18 protein-coding genes and 2 tRNA genes are annotated in these 17,633 nt (G+C 46.0%); 10 read left to right on the top strand and 10 right to left on the bottom strand.

Features of this window, described 5'->3' with window-relative positions; translation table 11 throughout:
• Both nirD and cobA read left to right on the top strand, forming a co-directional pair.
• The gene (gene nirD / locus JFT56_RS10135) at nt 1-360 is read left to right on the top strand and encodes a nitrite reductase small subunit NirD (RefSeq protein WP_198779994.1); all 360 of its coding nucleotides are present in this window, start codon (nt 1-3) and stop codon (nt 358-360) included.
• Nucleotides 361-442: 82 nt separating this feature from the next.
• A complete protein-coding gene (cobA, locus tag JFT56_RS10130; RefSeq protein WP_198779993.1) occupies nt 443-1,321 on the top strand; it encodes a uroporphyrinogen-III C-methyltransferase in 879 nt (292 codons plus the stop codon).
• A 106-nt stretch (nt 1,322-1,427) separates the two neighbouring features.
• Here the strand turns inward: cobA and JFT56_RS10125 are convergent, their stop codons facing one another.
• Together JFT56_RS10125 and JFT56_RS10120 are read right to left on the bottom strand one after the other, a co-directional pair.
• Entirely contained in the window at nt 1,428-3,158 is a 1,731-nt protein-coding gene (locus JFT56_RS10125; protein ID WP_198779992.1) for a bifunctional protein-serine/threonine kinase/phosphatase, read from the bottom strand.
• The gene (locus JFT56_RS10120; RefSeq protein WP_198779991.1) at nt 3,158-4,012 is read right to left on the bottom strand and encodes a formate/nitrite transporter family protein; all 855 of its coding nucleotides are present in this window, start codon (nt 4,010-4,012) and stop codon (nt 3,158-3,160) included. The genes JFT56_RS10125 and JFT56_RS10120 overlap by 1 nt, the downstream gene beginning before the upstream one ends.
• 483 nt (nt 4,013-4,495) lie before the next feature.
• Here JFT56_RS10120 and JFT56_RS10115 point away from each other — a divergent pair, with 483 nt between their 5' ends.
• On the top strand, nt 4,496-5,767 hold the full coding sequence (locus tag JFT56_RS10115) for a nitrate regulatory protein (RefSeq protein ID WP_198779990.1): 1,272 nt from the start codon (nt 4,496-4,498) through the stop codon (nt 5,765-5,767).
• 186 nt (nt 5,768-5,953) lie between these two features.
• Here the strand turns inward: JFT56_RS10115 and JFT56_RS10110 are convergent, their stop codons facing one another.
• The 4 genes from JFT56_RS10110 to JFT56_RS10095 form a co-directional block, all read right to left on the bottom strand.
• Nucleotides 5,954-7,288, bottom strand: coding sequence for an ammonia-forming cytochrome c nitrite reductase subunit c552 (locus JFT56_RS10110; RefSeq protein WP_198779989.1), 1,335 nt, complete (start codon nt 7,286-7,288; stop codon nt 5,954-5,956).
• A 443-nt stretch (nt 7,289-7,731) separates the two neighbouring features.
• A tRNA-Val gene (locus tag JFT56_RS10105) sits at nt 7,732-7,808 on the bottom strand.
• Between the two features lie 49 nt (nt 7,809-7,857).
• Nucleotides 7,858-7,934, bottom strand: a tRNA-Val gene (locus tag JFT56_RS10100).
• A gap of 254 nt (nt 7,935-8,188) precedes the next feature.
• Nucleotides 8,189-9,568, bottom strand: a complete 1,380-nt coding sequence (locus JFT56_RS10095) for an MATE family efflux transporter (protein ID WP_198779988.1) — start codon at nt 9,566-9,568, stop codon at nt 8,189-8,191.
• Nucleotides 9,569-9,600: 32 nt separating this feature from the next.
• On the opposite strand from JFT56_RS10095, the gene JFT56_RS10090 reads away from it, so the two are divergent.
• The gene (locus tag JFT56_RS10090; RefSeq protein ID WP_198779987.1) at nt 9,601-10,233 is read left to right on the top strand and encodes a riboflavin synthase subunit alpha; all 633 of its coding nucleotides are present in this window, start codon (nt 9,601-9,603) and stop codon (nt 10,231-10,233) included.
• Between the two features lie 13 nt (nt 10,234-10,246).
• Here JFT56_RS10090 and JFT56_RS10085 read toward each other — a convergent pair whose 3' ends face one another.
• Together JFT56_RS10085 and JFT56_RS10080 are read right to left on the bottom strand one after the other, a co-directional pair.
• A complete protein-coding gene (locus tag JFT56_RS10085; protein WP_198779986.1) occupies nt 10,247-10,447 on the bottom strand; it encodes a CPXCG motif-containing cysteine-rich protein in 201 nt (66 codons plus the stop codon).
• Between the two features lie 154 nt (nt 10,448-10,601).
• On the bottom strand, nt 10,602-10,835 hold the full coding sequence (locus JFT56_RS10080) for a hypothetical protein (protein WP_198779985.1): 234 nt from the start codon (nt 10,833-10,835) through the stop codon (nt 10,602-10,604).
• 64 nt (nt 10,836-10,899) lie between these two features.
• On the opposite strand from JFT56_RS10080, the gene JFT56_RS10075 reads away from it, so the two are divergent.
• The 5 genes from JFT56_RS10075 to rplT all read left to right on the top strand — a co-directional run bounded on the left by JFT56_RS10075 (nt 10,900) and on the right by rplT (nt 14,256).
• The gene (locus JFT56_RS10075) at nt 10,900-11,055 is read left to right on the top strand and encodes a hypothetical protein (protein WP_198779984.1); all 156 of its coding nucleotides are present in this window, start codon (nt 10,900-10,902) and stop codon (nt 11,053-11,055) included.
• A 75-nt stretch (nt 11,056-11,130) separates the two neighbouring features.
• Entirely contained in the window at nt 11,131-13,059 is a 1,929-nt protein-coding gene (gene thrS / locus JFT56_RS10070; protein WP_198779983.1) for a threonine--tRNA ligase, read from the top strand.
• 3 nt (nt 13,060-13,062) lie between these two features.
• Nucleotides 13,063-13,605 (top strand): translation initiation factor IF-3, encoded by a 543-nt coding sequence (infC, locus tag JFT56_RS10065; RefSeq protein ID WP_253988118.1) that lies wholly within the window; start codon nt 13,063-13,065, stop codon nt 13,603-13,605.
• Between the two features lie 83 nt (nt 13,606-13,688).
• The gene (rpmI, locus tag JFT56_RS10060) at nt 13,689-13,883 is read left to right on the top strand and encodes a 50S ribosomal protein L35 (protein WP_007647659.1); all 195 of its coding nucleotides are present in this window, start codon (nt 13,689-13,691) and stop codon (nt 13,881-13,883) included.
• A gap of 16 nt (nt 13,884-13,899) precedes the next feature.
• Nucleotides 13,900-14,256 carry a 50S ribosomal protein L20 gene (gene rplT, locus JFT56_RS10055; protein ID WP_006081652.1) on the top strand — a complete coding sequence of 119 codons (357 nt, stop codon included), beginning with the start codon at nt 13,900-13,902 and terminating at the stop codon, nt 14,254-14,256.
• A gap of 204 nt (nt 14,257-14,460) precedes the next feature.
• Here rplT and trxB read toward each other — a convergent pair whose 3' ends face one another.
• Together trxB and ald are read right to left on the bottom strand one after the other, a co-directional pair.
• Nucleotides 14,461-15,414, bottom strand: coding sequence for a thioredoxin-disulfide reductase (gene trxB, locus JFT56_RS10050; protein WP_198779982.1), 954 nt, complete (start codon nt 15,412-15,414; stop codon nt 14,461-14,463).
• Between the two features lie 262 nt (nt 15,415-15,676).
• Nucleotides 15,677-16,792, bottom strand: coding sequence for an alanine dehydrogenase (ald, locus tag JFT56_RS10045; RefSeq protein ID WP_198779981.1), 1,116 nt, complete (start codon nt 16,790-16,792; stop codon nt 15,677-15,679).
• A 179-nt stretch (nt 16,793-16,971) separates the two neighbouring features.
• On the opposite strand from ald, the gene lrp reads away from it, so the two are divergent.
• Nucleotides 16,972-17,478 carry a leucine-responsive transcriptional regulator Lrp gene (gene lrp / locus JFT56_RS10040; RefSeq protein ID WP_007647640.1) on the top strand — a complete coding sequence of 169 codons (507 nt, stop codon included), beginning with the start codon at nt 16,972-16,974 and terminating at the stop codon, nt 17,476-17,478.
• The last annotated feature ends 155 nt before the right edge of the window (nt 17,479-17,633 follow it).

Here is a 17,633-nt window from a genome sequence, read left to right as displayed (position 1 = left end):
ATGGCCTGGACTGATATTTGTGCTTTTGAAGACTTAGTCGAAAACAGCGGTATTTGCGCTTTGCTGAATGGCCAGCAAGTGGCGGTGTTTTTGTTAGAACTGCAAGGAGAGTCGCAGATTTATGCGGTAGGCAATTACGATCCGCTCGGTAAGGCTAATGTGCTATCCCGCGGCATGGTGGGTTCTATAGGTGAGCAAATAGTGGTCGCTTCACCTTTGTATAAACAGCACTTTGACCTGACGACTGGCCAGTGCTTAGAACAACCTGAAGTGCTTATCCCTGTGTATGGGGTGAAACTGCAACAGGGCAGAGTGTGGCTGAATACTATTCAACAAAACCAACAGGCATCAGCGGCCTGATCGCAGGGTTCAAAGAAATCCTCGATAAAGGCAAAGGACAAGGCGTAGGACAAAAAAGCAGACAAGAAAGGGTGGTAGCAAAATGAGTGTAATCAGTAATTTATTGCGTTCACCTTTAACAGCGCAGTGGCTATCCGGCTGGAACTGGAGAGGTGAAGCTGCACAAACAGAGCAGGACAAACCAGCAGGTAAAGGCCAGGTGGTGCTGATAGGTGCAGGGCCTGGTGATCCTGAGCTGCTGACTGTCAAAGCCCAGCGTTTATTGCAGCAGGCTGATGTGCTGTTGTTTGACAGCTTAGTGTCGGCTGAGCTGTTGGCTATAGCGCCACGGCGCTGCAAAAAAGTCTTTGTGGGTAAAAGAGCAGGTCGTCATGCCATGCCGCAACAAGAGATCAACCAGTTACTCGTAGAGTATGGTCAGCAAGGGGGTTTAGTGGTGCGGTTAAAAGGCGGCGATCCGGCGATTTTTGGCCGGGTGTCGGAAGAAGCCGCGGCGTTGCAGCAGGCCGGTATTGCTTTTGCGATAGTGCCTGGTGTTACCAGCGCCTGCGCGGCTTCGGCTTATTGTGGTATTCCGCTGACAGCCCGGGGCAGTGCAACTTCAGTGCAGTTTTTAACGGCGCAGTTTGCCGACCCAGCTAAACAGCCCGACTGGTCTGGTTATCAGTACAGAGCCAATGGCGCTAATCCAACGCTGGTGGTTTATATGGGACTCAACCGTTTGCAACAATTGTGTGCTGGTTTAATGTCAGTTGGCTGGCCGAATGATACGCCTATAGCACTGCTGGATCAGGTTAGTACTGCCCAGCAAACCCAGCTGCAGGGCACTTTGGCTGATATCAGCGAACGTCTTGCGGCTCAGCCTTTAGCTGGTCCAACTTTGATAGTGGTGGGCGAGGTGTTAAAGCTGCGGATGAAAGTGGACTTAAGCCTATTACAGCAAGTGGCCGTCGAAAGCTAACTCAGTTATTCCCTTGCGTTGCTTATTGGCAGGTAGGCAACGTAAGTTACCTGAGTGCGACTAAGCTGAGCGATAATTTCTAGTCCAGCTTAGTTTCTAGTCCAGCTTATATCGTCGGCTGTAGTGCTATCAGCCACAAAATAATCAGTGCCTGTAATACACACAGTGATTGCCAAAACCTTAGGGGATGGCGCTCAATCAGGCTACGCTGTTTTTGAAACTCAGCATTGGGATGACGTAAATCATACAAAAATTCAGATAAGACTGGGTAACGTTTATTGGGATCAGGCTGCAATGCTTTTTGTAAGGTTAAATCCAGCCATGCTGGTATCTCGCTGTCATTACTTAATACCGATTGATAGCGCAATTTTCTCTGCGCCTTAATACTTTTGGCTCGAGCTGCATCGGGGCCATAGGGAAAACGCCCTGACAACAGATGGTAAGTTAATACTGCCAGTGAATATAAATCTGATTGTTCCGTGCCCGCGAGCCCTAAAAAATACTCAGGCGCAGTGTACAGGGCGGTGCCGGGAATGTTCCCCGCCACTTCATCATCCGTCTGTAACCCTGCCAACCGCGCTGCACCAAAATCGATAATTTTAACCAGACCTTGAGGGGTGATCATGAGATTATCTGGGCGAATATCTTGATGAAGAATCTCGCTGCGGTGCAACGCTTGTAAGCCTTTTCCCAATTGTTCTATGATGCCTCTAACTTGCTCTAGCGTGGGTTCAGGGTGATCCCGTTGCCACTGCTTCAAGGTCTGGCCTTCGACATATTCGAATAAGGTATACAGGGCAGTGCGGGGTCGATTGATACTTGCCGGACGCAGTACATGATGGCTGTGTACTCTCTTGGCTATCCATTCTTCGCGCATGAGCGAGTCGAGATATTCGGACTGTTCGGCTAAATCTATCGATGGCGCCTTAAGCACCATCAATTGCTCGTTACTGGTATCTTGCACCAAATAAACATGGCTGCGGCTGCTTTGTTGTAAGGGACGGATCACCAGCAAGCCGTCCAATGTTTCACCCGGTTGCAGCAATGGTGGCAAACTTAACGCTGGCTCTATACAACTGGGCACACTGTTATCATTTGCCAGAGTATCAATTCTAACCACCTGCAGCGTGATATTATCCTCACTACCTGCGGCAAATGCGGTTTCGGCCAGTTGCTGGGCCAGTAGTGACAGATCTTGTGAGGGAGCCGTTAGAGTAAGTTGTTCAATGAGTTGCGCTTGAGTCAATCGTTCAAATAGACCATCTGTTGCCAAGAGAAACACATCTCCAGGCTGCAAAGGCAGACTGTAATAATCTGGTTCGAGTACAGCACTGGCACCCATAGCTTGGCTTAAAAAATTAGCGCTACCCCGCCACACTCTGTGGTCCCGCGTTAATTGTTCCAATTGCTGATCACGCAGAAGATAGATCCGGCTATCCCCAACATGTATTAGATGCGCATGACGCTGTTTTAGTATTAAAGCACTAAAGGTACAGACATAGCCCTTATCAGGATCTAACCCAAAGGGGCTATTACGATTTTGGGCGTATAACCAGTTATGGCTTGCCTTTAGTACCTGCAAGGCGGCATGGCGGACTGACCAAGCATCACTGGTACAGTAATAGTCAACGAGAAAACTGTTTACAGCCGTTTCACTGGCAATCTGGCTCACAGAACTGCTGCTTATCCCATCGGCTACCGCCAATACTATGCCTTTGCGGCTTAACTCAGGCTCTTCGGGCTGATAGGTCCCCATGCAGTCTTGATTTATCGCTTTGCGGCCAGCACTGGAGTACTGGCCAATGGAGACTTGTAGCGATGATGCTGACAATTTCATTAAAATTTAGCCAGTGTTGCTGAAGACGGTCCGGCGGTCTTTGCTGTAAGGTGACGTTTGGGGGCCGTTTTATAGTGAGTGCTATAGAGGGTTAAACCGGTAAAGGCTAAACCACCGACGAGATTGCCTAACGCAGTGGGAATTTCATTCCAGAGTAGATAATCCATGACCGAAAAATCACCGCCCATCATCATGGCAAACGGGAAGAGGAACATATTGACCACAGAGTGCTCAAAGCCCATAAAAAAGAACAGCATAATGGGCATCCACATTGCCATCACTTTACCACTGACATGGGTTGATATCATTGCCCCAACTACGCCCATCGATACCATCCAATTGCATAACATGCCACGCAGGAAAATCGTCATCCAGCCAGCTGTGCCATATTCTGCATAACCTAAGGTCCGGGCTTTACCGACACCCGCAAGTTTATCGCCAACGGCGCCAGCTTCTGTGTTAAATCCCATCGTTAATACAAAAGCCATCATGCCCGCGACCGTCAAAGCACCAAGGAAATTGCCAGTAAATACCAATCCCCAGTTGCGTAATACCCCTTGAACAGTGACACCAGGGCGGCGGTCGAGTAATGCCAGAGGCGTTAGAACAAACACCCCCGTCAGCAAATCAAATCCCATCAGGTACAACATAATAAAACCCACAGGGAATAGCATGGAACCCACTAAAAATGAACCAGTTTGTACGGCGACAGTGACGGCAAAAACAGCGGCTAACGCTAAAATTGCACCCGCCATATAGGCGCGGATCATAGTATCTCGTGTTGACATAAAAATTTTGGATTCGCCGGCATCAACCATTTTGGTCACGAACTCAGCGGGTACTAAATAAGCCATAGATTCACCTCTACTATTATTGTTACTTTGATTTTTCAGGCGTTTTTAGAAAACAAAAAAGGTGTCCGGATCATGCTGTTTCCAGATGATCGCGGGACACCTTTGTCCTGAATCTGCTCCCTATTGCACCCAAACTGCAGCGTGACTAACACGGCTTACATTTTGAACAACCAAGGAAGATGTTTGAAGGTGAGACCACCTTCAGCACACTCACTACGCAACTTTGATGCCAGTGAATAAATTAAATGCAAGATAATGATTTTAATTGGTTTTATATAATGCTTATTTGAAACGTCGCCCCTGACGAGTACCATTTTTGTGCATTTACTGCACTGTTAAAGGGCGATAAAGGGTAAATGCCTACTATTGGGATAACAACAATATGCTAACAATTCAGCATGGCTGCGGCTTGAGGACGGTCAATACCTATGTGGAATAGCGATTGCTAGCTTTGCACCAACGCCAGCAACTCAGAGTGAATGGATGAACTATCAGACAACCCAGTTCCTACTGGCAGCTAAACAGGCTGAAATTAACGCATTAGAGCAACTTTCTGCCAATTGCTTATTGGTGACTGGCATTAGCGAATTGGTGCATCAGCTGCAACGTGAGCGTGGTATCAGTAATATTTTTCTCGCTTCGGGTTGTGAGTTATTTGCACAACAACGTCAACAGCAACTGCTGCAAACGACCAAAGCTGAACAACAACTACGCATGCAATTAACTCAGCAATATCTACAGGCAAAAGATCTGTGTAGTAACAGTCGGCTGCTCAATGGGATCTCTCTGGCATTACAGGGCTTAGATAGATTGGCAGCGTTACGCGAACAGATAAGCAAGCAGCAATTAATGCCGCCGCAGTCCACGGAAGCCTACAGTAGTTTAATTGCGGCTTGGCTTGTGGTGGTGCAGGATTCAACAGATCTCGTCTGTGATACAGACATTACCCGATTATTGGTGGCGCTGTTTAACTTATTGCAAATCAAAGAATATGCAGGGCAGGAACGCGCCTGGGGCGCGATAGGACTCGCCTCTGGTCAGCTAACCACAGAGTTGGGGGAGCGTTTGTTATTGCTACAACAAGCACAACAGCAGAATGCTGTTGTCTTTTTAGAGTTTGCCTCTGAGGAGCAACAATTGCAGTGGCATCAACAAGAACAAGGCTTGGCAACCAAGCAACTTCAACAGTTAAGAGCGCTGATGCAGCAACTGTCAGGCACAACAACGCCAGTGCCTGCGGTGAGTGACCTTTGGTATCAGTTTGCGACTGAACGCATGGATGAGATGCATCAATTACAGATTAAACTGACAGCTCAGTTGCAAAAACTCACCTTTATCACGGTAAGTGCAGCGCAGCAGCAATTGCAGCGTCATCCTGCCAAATTCACCCAATTTGCTGAGCAGCCGATGAATTTTAGAGTCAGCATCTTCATTGATCCTAGCATGCAAGGTATGTGTGGGTTTTCAGCGACACCGGTGCTTGCTGATCCTCAAAGCATTAATGCGCCCAATCGCTCTTTCTATCAATTATTGTCCGAACAGGCGCAGCATATCCGCACTATGCAAACTGAGCTTGCGGATGCACGTCGAGCCATGGGTGAGCAAAAGCTGATTGACCGAGCCAAGTTATTGCTGATGCAGTATAAAAACTTGACGGAAGCGCAGGCTTATCGTCAATTACAACAAAGTGCGATGAAACAACGTAGCAGTATTGCAGATGTGGCCGATGCTGTAGTAAAAGTGCTTATGCAATAGCGGCAAATACTCACGGTTTTGTTTTATGTGCCCCGCGAATGTCAGCTTGGCGTCCATGCTAAGCTCATTCTCATCAAGGTATTCAGTCCCTTTACCTGGGAAAATGTAGCCCTGAGTGTTGCTGTTTTAGGCTACTGCTGAAATGCAATAACAGGTGTGGATACTGGCTCAGCCTTGATTGTTATATCAGGGTGTTTGATCAATGGTATAGCTTGCACTTGGCCAGTTCTTTTTGACGACATCTTGTAAGAACTGCTGCTTTTCATCCTTGAGTTGTTCCATATTGAGTTCTACAAACGCTTGAGCCTCGGCTTTAGACGTTAAAACGGGGTAATTGATTTCAGCAGCACTGGCATTTTTTAAAATCTTGGCTAATTTAGCCCTTGCCATAACAACTTGATTTTGAGCAACATCTAACAATTGCATGGCTTCTTTGCTGTTGTGCGCATGGGAACCATGTGATGACACCACATAATCCCATCGCCACTGTGCATGCCTGATATCCATTAGTGCACTCTCTAAATCGGACCATTTTTGTCCATGATCCCAAGCAGCGCCCGCCTCTATATGAGCTTTAACAAGCAGTTTTTCAACGACAGTGCGTTTATTATCAAGTTCACGTTTATTGCTTGCGATTTGCTTATTGAGATCCGCGGCGCTTTCATGGCAGCCAGAGCACTTAGTGTCAAAATTATTGAAACTGCTGGTAATTTTATGGCTAGTAAAGCTGTTGCCATCTTTAGATGTGGTTTCTGCCATGTGGCAATCAACGCAACCAATCTCACTTTGTGCGTGAATGCTTCGGCTCCATTGTTCAAATTCAGGATGGCGAGCCTTGGCGAGGGGAACACCAGAAATGGGATGAACAAAGTCAAAGAAACGCCTAGTGTCATAGTATTTTTCTATGTTGTCAGCATCGTTACCGAATATCCAAGGGATATTCACCGCATTCGATTTTTCTGGCTGAAAGTAATAGGTTACATGGCACTGACCACAGACTTGAGACGATTTGACGGCAAGGGTTTGTTTTTCAAAGGGCATGTGTATTTTATTCATCGCATTCTTGGCATGCACCCTCGGCAGATCTAAGGCTGCAGTTCCTTGCTGGTGGCAATCCTCACAGCCAACACTGACATCCATGGCATACGCCGCCTCGGCAAAGGTCTTACTCGCAAATCCTTGCTCACCGAGTGTTTGAGTTAAGTGAACTGCGCCGGGAGCTTTGCAGGACCAGCAACTTGCTCCGGGATCGCCCTGCGCTTTACTGCCGCTGCCTGTTCGTAAGATGTTAGTAACGTCCATAATGGCGAATTGATGGCCCCGAGGGCTATTGTATTCTTTTGCGTAAGGTGAGCCCGCGTAAAGCAGCACTAAATCGGGACGTTCTTCAAGTAAATCGACTCTTTGGTTCGATTCTGCCGTCGCTTTCCAACCTTGTCGTGCGAGTTCAACACGGTTGTCGTCATTAGCCATTGCTGAAAATGAGATCAGCCCAAGTAAGAAGATTGATGTTGTATTCATAGATACTGTACCGAGGTTGTTTTTATATACAATAACTTACATCAACATTTATTATTTATACCTCTTTTTAAATAACCCCTAATTAATGTGAGACAAGGCACCTAATATTGTCAATTTATAGGTCACTGTGTGACATGAGGCTCATAACTGAGTAGGTGGTAAATTGCACTGGCACTATATTCGTTAACTTTTTGAATATGCCGATTGATGGAACAATCGACTGAGTATCAAGCACATCATTTTTGTCATATGGGAAAAAGAAAGACCAGAATGAGTTTTGAGATAACAGCGATAAAGTGGACTAAATCAAAGCGTAATCAGACAGAGGAAAGGAGGAGGGCGTGTTTGAATGTTTTTACAAAAGCGAGGTTTAGGCAAAAATATAAATAGAGTGTCTTAAGATGATATTAAATTGAGGTTTTAAAGGGAATTAATGCAATAAATGGTACACCCGAGTGGACTCGAACCACCGACCCCTACCATGTCAAGGTAGTGCTCTAACCAACTGAGCTACGGGTGCACTGTTTACTTTTTAATAAGAAGTCACATTTTATACTCTGTGAAGAGAGTGGTACACCCGAGTGGACTCGAACCACCGACCCCTACCATGTCAAGGTAGTGCTCTAACCAACTGAGCTACGGGTGCATTGTATTACATGTATCAAAAGCATTGCGCTTTGGAACGAGCGCTATATTAGGGGGATAGCGAATCACTGGCAAGCAAAAAAACGAATTTTATTGCCAAATGGTGAATTGCTGTGCAACTTGTCCAGAGTTTCAACAAAGCTGCTGATAAAACCGCAATTTCTTCTTCGCCTTACTCCAAAAAATCTCCGGAGAATGCATCGAAATCAAACCGATAAACCAAACGGCGGGAGGGTAGGCCCGCCGTTTACTTTACTAATGGTGGATATTATCACCTTCGATAAGGCTTAAATGCACGCCATGTTTTTGGATATAACGTAGGCGGATAAAAAACAGCAGTGCCGCCGAGGTGAGGCCGGCGATAAGCCCAGTCCAAAATCCATGGGCGCCCATAGCTGGGACAATATAATCCGTATAAGCCAAGGTATAGCCTAACGTCATACCAATGCCCCAGTAAGAAAACAGCGTGATATAAAATGCACTGCGGGTATCTTTATAGCCACGAAGGGCGCCAGCTGCGACTACTTGGACTGAGTCCGATAATTGATACAGCGCCGCCATTAACATCAAACTTCCGGCGAGGACCACGACTTCTGGGTCACTGTTATAGAGTTCGGCAATTTGAAATCTAAATAGTACAGTCAAAATAGCAGTAGATAGGGCGAGGGACAGCGCTAGCCACAGACCGACTTTTGCCACCACAGCAGAAATATCCGCCCGATCTCGACCTAAGTAGTAACCAATGCGAATCGATACCGCGATACCGATAGATAACGGCAACATAAATACGATGGCTGAAAAGTTCAGTGCTATCTGGTGACTCGCCACCACAGTTGCGCCCAAGGGGGCGAGCAATAGGGCGATAATGGCGAATAAACTCACTTCAAAAAACAGCGCCATGGCGATTGGCATACCCAACTTGGTCATTTTTTTCATCGTGCTAAAATCGGGGCGATGAAATTGACTGAAGGGCGCCAAGGCAGCAAATTTCCTATGTAACTGCATATATAAGGTCATGGCTATCAGCATTGCCCAAAAAACAAGGGCAGTTGCTACACCACAACCCGCGCCACCCATAGCGGGGACGCCAAAGTGACCATAGATAAAAATATAGTTAGCGGGAATATTGACCGCTAAACCCACAAAACCTATGACCATAGTCGGCAATGTATAGGAAATACCTTCACTGCAGCCACGTAACACTTGATACAGGACAAATGCGGGGGCGCCCCATAAAATACCGTCGATATAACCTATGGTTAAGCGGTACAATTCGGGTTCTAAATTCATAAGGCCGAGCACAAAAGGCGCAGCGGCAAGAAATGCCATCACGCCAATTCCTCCGATAAGTGCCAGATAGGCGGCCTGGAATGCTAAGGGTTGGATCGCTTTTTGATTGTTAGCCCCGTTATAGTGGGCAAATAAAGGCGTGAAAGCCATAAGCAACCCCTGAACAAACAGGATGGCAGGTAACCACAGGCTAGTGCCGACCGCAACGGCGGCCATATCGACAGCACTGACGCGGCCCGCCATAACGGTATCGATAAAGCCCATCATGGTCTGCGTGACTTGGGCGATGAGCACAGGTAGTGCAAGTTGGATAAGACGTTTGGCTTGGAAGCCTGAATGATTCATAAATACAGCCTTTAACGAATGAGCGAGAAAAAATGTTTACAGGTATAGTTCAAGCCACCTGCGAGGTGGTTGCAATACATAAGAAAGATGGCCTAAATACCCTTGAGGTAGCGTTTAAACCTGATTTGCATGAGGGACTTGCGATTGGAGCAAGTGTGGCAAATAACGGGGTATGTCTTACTGTGACTCAGGTGGTTGATGATAGGGTATTTTTCGATGTAGTGGAAGAGACGTTACGGTTAACCAATCTTGCCACTTTAGCTGTAGGTCACAGGGTTAATATTGAACGTTCATTAACCTTCGGCAGTGAAATCGGCGGGCATATTTTGTCTGGCCATATCCATACCAAGGCTAAAGTCATCCATATCAGTCACACAGAACAACACTATGATCTGACGTTAGGGATTGAGCCTAAATGGATGGATTACATCTTTTATAAAGGTTTTGTCGGGGTCAACGGCTGCAGCCTCACCGTTGGCGAGGTCAGTGATTCAAGTTTTATGCTGCACTTAATTCCAGAAACGCTCAAGTTAACAAACTTAAGTCAGTGCCAAGTCGGCGATGAACTCAATATTGAGATCGATAGCCAAACACAAGTGATCGTTGATACCGTTGAGCGCGTACTCGCCAGACGCCTCAAGGAACAAGCGCAAAAGAATGGCTGATATTGCCTATCAGTCAATAAATTTGTTCATCATCTGAGTCAACATACAATTCAACGGTCCGCCGAGCATCATCCACATGCAGGCGCAAGTGGATAGGATTACAGCAAATACGGCAATCATCGTAATAATCTTGATCGCCACTGCTGGCATCGATACTGATATGTTGATGATGTCCGCAGTGGGGACAGGCGATAACCTTATTCATGATCCTCATAGTGTTACTCCTTCAATGGGATGAAAGAATATATGACCCTAACCTATGGACTAAATGACGCCTCCCATAGGGCTTACTAAATATAGTTGCGATATGGTCTAGCTGCGATAGCGTCAACCAAGTGCACGGATGCATCGCCCATAGGGATCAAACGCTACTCTTTTACCGTAATTAGCCCCTCAATTTCATTACTGTGCAAAACGCCATCGCGGGCATGTTGAACGATTGAAAGGCTTAATTGTTGCATTTGCTGCTCAAGCTCAGCTTGGATATCAACAACCAACATTTGGGTATCAATATGAACATCTATGGTTTCTGGGATTTGAGTTTCAAGCGATACGGCCGCTGATTGGGTTAACGCGACCGCAAATAGAATACAGTTCAACATATCAACTTCCTTTCGATGTTTTTGAGTGCTGTACAATCAACTGGCGCTAGAATAGGGATGTTTGATGACTGATAAGTTACCAACACACTGCAAAATCATGAATTTGCATTTATTGCACAATGCCACGCAATTTGGCCAATGCACTTGCACCCCTTGGCGCCAATCCCGTAGAATGAACGCCCTGTTACGCAAGGCGGCTAAGACTCCTGTACTGTCTTAACCTAGCGAGCATTTCTCTTACATTAACTAAACCCAAGTGGCCCTACGTGTGGGTCACCACTGGAAAGGATATTTCATGCCTGTAATTACACTTCCCGATGGTAGCAAGCGCGAGTTTGCTCATGCTGTATCGACTCTCGATGTTGCCGCCGATATCGGCCCTGGTCTTGCTAAAGCCTGTATCGCTGGCCGCGTTAATGGCGAATTAAAAGATGCCTGCGATCCCATTGAAACCGATGCTGAGCTATCAATCATTACCGCCAAAGACGAAGAAGGTGTTGAAATTCTTCGCCATTCTTGCGCGCATTTATTAGGCCATGCGATTAAGCAACTGTGGCCAGAAACCAAGATGGCGATTGGTCCAGTTATCGATAACGGCTTCTATTATGATATCGACCTTGAGCACAAGCTGACTCAAGATGACATCGAAGCCTTAGAAAAGCGTATGCTTCAACTGGCAAAAACCAACTATGACGTTGTAAAACGTGTAGTGAGCTGGCAAGAAGCTCGCGATACATTCGCGGCGCGCGGTGAAGATTATAAGATTGCCATTCTGGATGAGAACATCAGCAAAGACGCCACGCCTGCGCTGTATCATCACGAAGAATACACAGACATGTGTCGTGGACCGCACGTACCTAACATGCGTTTCTGCCAACATTTCAAATTAATGAGCATTGCCGGCGCTTACTGGCGTGGCAACTCAGAAAACAAGATGTTGCAACGTATCTATGGTACCGCTTGGGCCGACAAAAAAGCCCTGAGCACACACTTAACCCGTCTTGAAGAAGCGGCTAAGCGTGACCACCGTAAAATCGGTAAGCAGCTCGACTTGTACCACATGCAAGAAGAAGCCCCAGGTATGGTGTTCTGGCATAACGACGGTTGGAGTATCTTCCTCGAATTAGAAAGATTCATTCGCCGTAAGCTAAACCAATACACTTACCAAGAAGTCAAAGGCCCATTAATGATGGACCGCGTGTTGTGGGAACGTTCTGGTCACTGGGATAAATACGCAGAAGCCATGTTCACGACCAGCAGCGAAAACCGCGAATACGCCATCAAGCCGATGAACTGCCCAGGCCACGTACAGATCTTCAACCAAGGGTTGAAATCTTACCGCGACTTGCCACTTCGTATGGCGGAATTTGGTTGCTGTCACCGTAATGAACCTTCAGGTTCGCTCCACGGTTTAATGCGCGTACGTGGTTTTACCCAAGACGACGCCCATATTTTCTGTACTGAAGATCAAGTGCAAGCGGAAGTCAGCTCCTGTATCCAGATGGTTTACGACACTTATTCAACCTTTGGTTTTGAAAACATTGTCGTAAAACTCTCGACTCGCCCCGAAAAACGTATCGGCGACGATGCGATGTGGGATAGAGCAGAAGAAGCACTCAAGCAAGCTCTACGCTCAAATAACATTGAATTCACCATTTTACCCGGTGAAGGCGCCTTCTACGGACCGAAAATCGAATTTACTTTACACGATTGTTTGGACCGTGCGTGGCAATGTGGTACTGTGCAGCTCGATTATGCGTTGCCAAACCGTTTAGGTGCGACTTACGTCGCCGAAGATAACAGCCGTCAAACTCCCGTGATGATCCATCGTGCTATTTTAGGCTCTTTGGAACGATTCTTGGGTATCTTGATAGAAGAATATGCAGGTCGTTTCCCAACTTGGTTGGCCCCAATGCAAGTTGTCGTGATGAATATCACCGACAAACAGGCTGATTATGTTGAAGAAGTCGTCAAATTCTTCAAAGAACAAGGTATTCGAGCGTCTTTTGACTTGAGGAATGAGAAAATAGGCTTTAAAATACGCGAGCACACCTTAAGGCGTGTTCCTTATTTATTGGTCGTTGGCGATCAAGAAATGGAAAATAAGGAAGTAGCGGTGCGTACCCGTGATGGTATTGATTTAGGTAAGATGCGAATCGAAGATTTCGCCGCTAAAATCCATCAACAAATTTCGCTCCGTAGTCTCAAATTGTTGGAGGAATAGGTCATAAAGATCAAAAAAACAGCAGGGCGTCAGCCGGCCCCTAATAGAATCAATGAAGAAATCACAGGCGTACCAGAAGTACGTTTAACAGGCATTGATGGTGAAGCTATTGGTGTGGTAAGCATCAGAGATGCTCAGAATTTGGCAGATGAAGCGGGTGTAGACCTAGTTGAAATTAGTCCAAACGCTGAACCTCCAGTATGTCGCATTATGGACTACGGTAAGTTCCTTTTTGATAAGGCTAAGTCAGCCAAGGAACAAAAGAAGAAGCAAAAGCAGGTTCAGGTTAAGGAAATTAAATTCCGTCCTGGAACTGACGAAAACGACTATCAGGTAAAACTACGCAACCTGATACGTTTTCTGGAAGACGGGGACAAAGCGAAGATTACGCTGCGTTTCCGAGGTCGCGAAATGGCCCACCAAAATCTTGGTATGGATCTATTGAACCGTATTAAGACTGATTTGGATGAGTATGCGGTTGTTGAATCTTTCCCGAAAATGGAAGGTCGACAAGCCATCATGGTGCTAGCGCCTAAAAAGAAATAAGTAGGGCAACCCGAAAGTAGCAAAGGTCTATGGCCTTTGCTCGCCTTGCTTTTTATTTAACATCCCAATGCGGAGTTTTAGTAATGCCTAAAATGAAAACCGACAGAGGTGTAGCGAAACGTTTTAAGAAAACCGCCAATGGTTTCAAGCGTAAGCAAGCACATTTACGTCACATTTTGACCAAGAAGAGCACTAAGCGTAAGCGTCACTTACGTGCCAAATGTTTAGTTGCTAAGTGTGATGTTCCAGCAATCGCGCGTCAATTACCTTACGCTTAATTTAGGAGATTAGAAAATGCCAAGAGTTAAGCGTGGTGTAACCGCTCGTGCTCGTCACAAGAAAGTTTTAAAATTAGCTAAAGGTTATTATGGCGCTCGTAGCCGTACTTACCGCGTTGCTGTGCAAGCAGTAACTAAAGCTGGTCAATATGCTTACCGTGACCGTCGTCAGAAAAAACGTCAATTCCGTCAACTGTGGATTGCACGTATCAATGCTGCCGCTCGTCAAAATGGTCTGTCTTACAGCCGTTTCATCAACGGTCTGAAAAAGGCGTCTATCGAAATCGATCGTAAGATTTTGGCTGACATCGCTGTATTCGATAAAGTTGTATTCGCAACTTTAGTTGAAAAAGCAAAAGAAGCGTTAAACTAAGAAATTAGTTTGTCGCTGTAGAGAAGGGACCATTTGGTCCCTTTTTTTGTGCGCCATTTTGGTGTTTCAATCACTTGCTATTCGTAACGTCTTAAAAGGCTGGAGAGTAGGCACAGGTTGGCATCATCGAGTGATCTCTAGTGGTAAATTCCAGCTAAAAAAATAGCAGGCTAAGCCTGCTATTCGTTGAAACACTTCATCATGTTACTTTTTAGCGTCTAAGTAACGCTCTGCATCGAGTGCTGCCATACAGCCTGTGCCAGCAGAAGTAATAGCTTGACGATAATGTTGGTCCATCACGTCACCGGCGGCAAACACCCCTTCAATACTCGTTTGAGTCGCATTGCCCTGCAGACCACTTTGTACCTTTAAGTAGCCATGATTCATCTCTAATTGGCCTTCAAAGATACTGGTATTTGGGCTGTGGCCAATGGCAACGAACACACCCGCAACAGCTAAATCAGTGATAGCGCCATCTTGAGTGCTCTTCATCTTTAGGCCAGTTACGCCCATTGCATCACCTACCACTTCGTCCATAGTTTGATTGAGGTGCAGGATAATGTTGCCATTAGCGACTTTATCCATTAAGCGATCGATTAGGATTTTTTCAGAGCGGAAGGTGTCGCGGCGATGGATTAAGTGCACTTCCGCGGCAATATTGCTTAAGTACAGTGCTTCTTCGACAGCCGTATTACCACCACCGATCACAGCAACTTTTTGGTTGCGATAGAAAAAACCATCACAGGTGGCACAGGCTGATACGCCGCGACCTTTGAATGCTTCTTCTGAGTCTAATCCTAAGTAACGGGCAGATGCGCCAGTTGCGATGATCAGCGCATCACAGGTGTACTCGCCGTTGTCGCCTTTCAAGCGGAAAGGGCGCTCGGTTAAGGTGACTTCGTTAATATGATCGAACAAAATTTCAGTATCAAATTTTTCCGCATGCTTTTGCATACGTTCCATCAAGGCTGGACCGGTTAAGTCGTCGGCGTCACCTGGCCAGTTTTCAACTTCGGTCGTCGTGGTTAATTGACCACCTTGCTGCATACCTGTGATCATAACGGGTTTTAAATTGGCGCGCGCCGCATAAACAGCTGCCGTGTATCCCGCTGGGCCAGAGCCCAAAATCAATAAGTTACTGTGTCTGACTTGGCTCATTTTTATCTCCGTGCCTTTAGCAAATTGCAAGGATTGTAGGGAATTTACCTGTAGGGGTAAAGCGCTGTTTGGCGATTCTTTTAGATTAAGCTAACCGAGTGGTCGCGGTATTGTCAGTATAAGTTTACCCATAGGGGATGAGAGGAGCTTGTACTTAGAACTACTTCACCAAGATGCAAAAAAAATCGGCCCCAACATGTTGGGGCCGATGAATGAACTTCACTCAATATTGATGTTTACTGCGCTCAATATCTGCTGTGAGTTATACCAATAAGCTTGTTGGCGCTGTGTATTCAAGGCTTAATGCATGGGCCACTTCTTTACATACCACTTTACCATGCATGACGTTTAAACCGTTCAGCAGGTGTTTATCCTGTAACAGTGCTTCTTTATAGCCTAAGTTAGCTAATTTAAGAATGTAGGGTAGCGTTGCATTGTTAAGTGCGAAAGTTGAAGTGCGTGCAACTGCACCTGGCATGTTCGCCACACAGTAATGCACAACATCATCAACGATATAAGTTGGGTCTTGGTGCGTAGTGGCATGGGAAGTTTCAACGCAACCACCTTGGTCGATTGCAACGTCAACAATGGCACTGCCAGGCTTCATGCGGGAAATCATGCTGCGAGTCACCAATTTTGGTGCTGCGGCACCTGGGATTAATACGCCACCGATCACAAGATCAGCTTCAAGTACATGGCGTTCAATCGCATCGGCAGTTGAATAAATGGCTTTAACAGCAGAACCAAACTGCACATTTAAGCGACGCAGTGCATCGATACTGCGATCGAGCACAACCACATCTGCGCCCATGCCAACTGCCATTTGGGCTGCGTTGGTTCCTACCATACCGCCACCGATGATAACGACTTTGGCTGGTTCAACGCCGGGGACGCCACCCAATAACATGCCACGGCCACCGGAAGATTTCTCTAATGCCATAGCGCCGGCTTGGATTGACATGCGGCCAGCAACTTCTGACATAGGAGCGAGTAGGGGAAGACCACCACGGTCATCGGTGACGGTTTCGTAGGCAATACAAACAGCGCCACTTTTAACTAAATCTTCAGTTTGCGGTAAATCCGGCGCTAAATGCAGATAAGTGAATAAAATCTGATCGTGACGTAACATAGCGCGTTCAACTGCTTGAGGCTCTTTTACCTTTACAATCATCTCTGCTTTAGCGAAAACTTCAGCAGCAGTCGCTAAAATTGTGGCGCCAGCATCAATATAATCTTGATCTGAGAAACCAATACCTGTGCCAGCATTTGTTTCAACAAATACTTCGTGACCTTTTATTACTAACTCACGAACACTTGAAGGAACCATACCGACACGATACTCGTGGTTTTTAATTTCCTTAGGAACACCAATAATCATCTTTGAGCCTCAATTGCCTGATAACCCACTTTTAATGGGCATAATTGTTATTTTATCGTGACCTGAACGTGATTAATTCAGGGATATCTAGTATAGTATCGGCGACGCAGTTTATGCTGCTGAACTTTGGACATACGTAGAATAAAATGTTGTTTTAGTGATAAAGCAAGGTTAAATAAATGGCATATAATAAAAAGAGTCCTGTAAAAGACTTGGATCGCATCGATCGCAACATTCTTAATGAATTACAAATTGATGGCCGCATTTCTAATGTGGAGTTATCGAAGAGAGTTGGATTAAGTCCAACTCCGTGTTTAGAAAGAGTGAAACGACTCGAAAAGCAAGGATATATCAACGGCTATACCGCGCTGGTTAATCCCCATTTCCTGGGTGCATCCCTACTGGTATTCGTGGAAATCACCTTAAGCCGTGATACGCCCGAAGTGTTTGATAAGTTTAATCGCGCTGTGCAATTACTGGATGACATTCAAGAATGTCACCTCGTTTCGGGCGACTTTGATTACTTATTAAAAACGCGTGTTTCTGATATGTCGGCGTATCGCCGCCTATTAGGTGAGACATTGCTAAAATTACCTTCCGTTTCAGATACTCGTACATACGTTGTGATGGAAGAAGTAAAACACACCAGTCGTGTAGCGATAAATCATCTACTTTCAGATATCTAAATTACCCTGATTGTTTGGTTTTACCATAAGGGGCCAAGGCCCCTTATTTATTGACACACTCTTGCCAATACACACTCGAATGTTCTACCTTGCAACGCCCTTAAGTATGCCGACTTAGGGGCATTTTTTTAGGCGGATTGTTTATAGGTTATAGG

This window comes from Shewanella putrefaciens, from assembly GCF_016406305.1.
In the GTDB taxonomy this organism is placed as follows: domain Bacteria; phylum Pseudomonadota; class Gammaproteobacteria; order Enterobacterales; family Shewanellaceae; genus Shewanella; species Shewanella putrefaciens_C.
The sequence above is the reverse complement of the archived record's forward strand: the minus strand, read 5'-3'. Positions and strand labels throughout refer to the sequence as shown.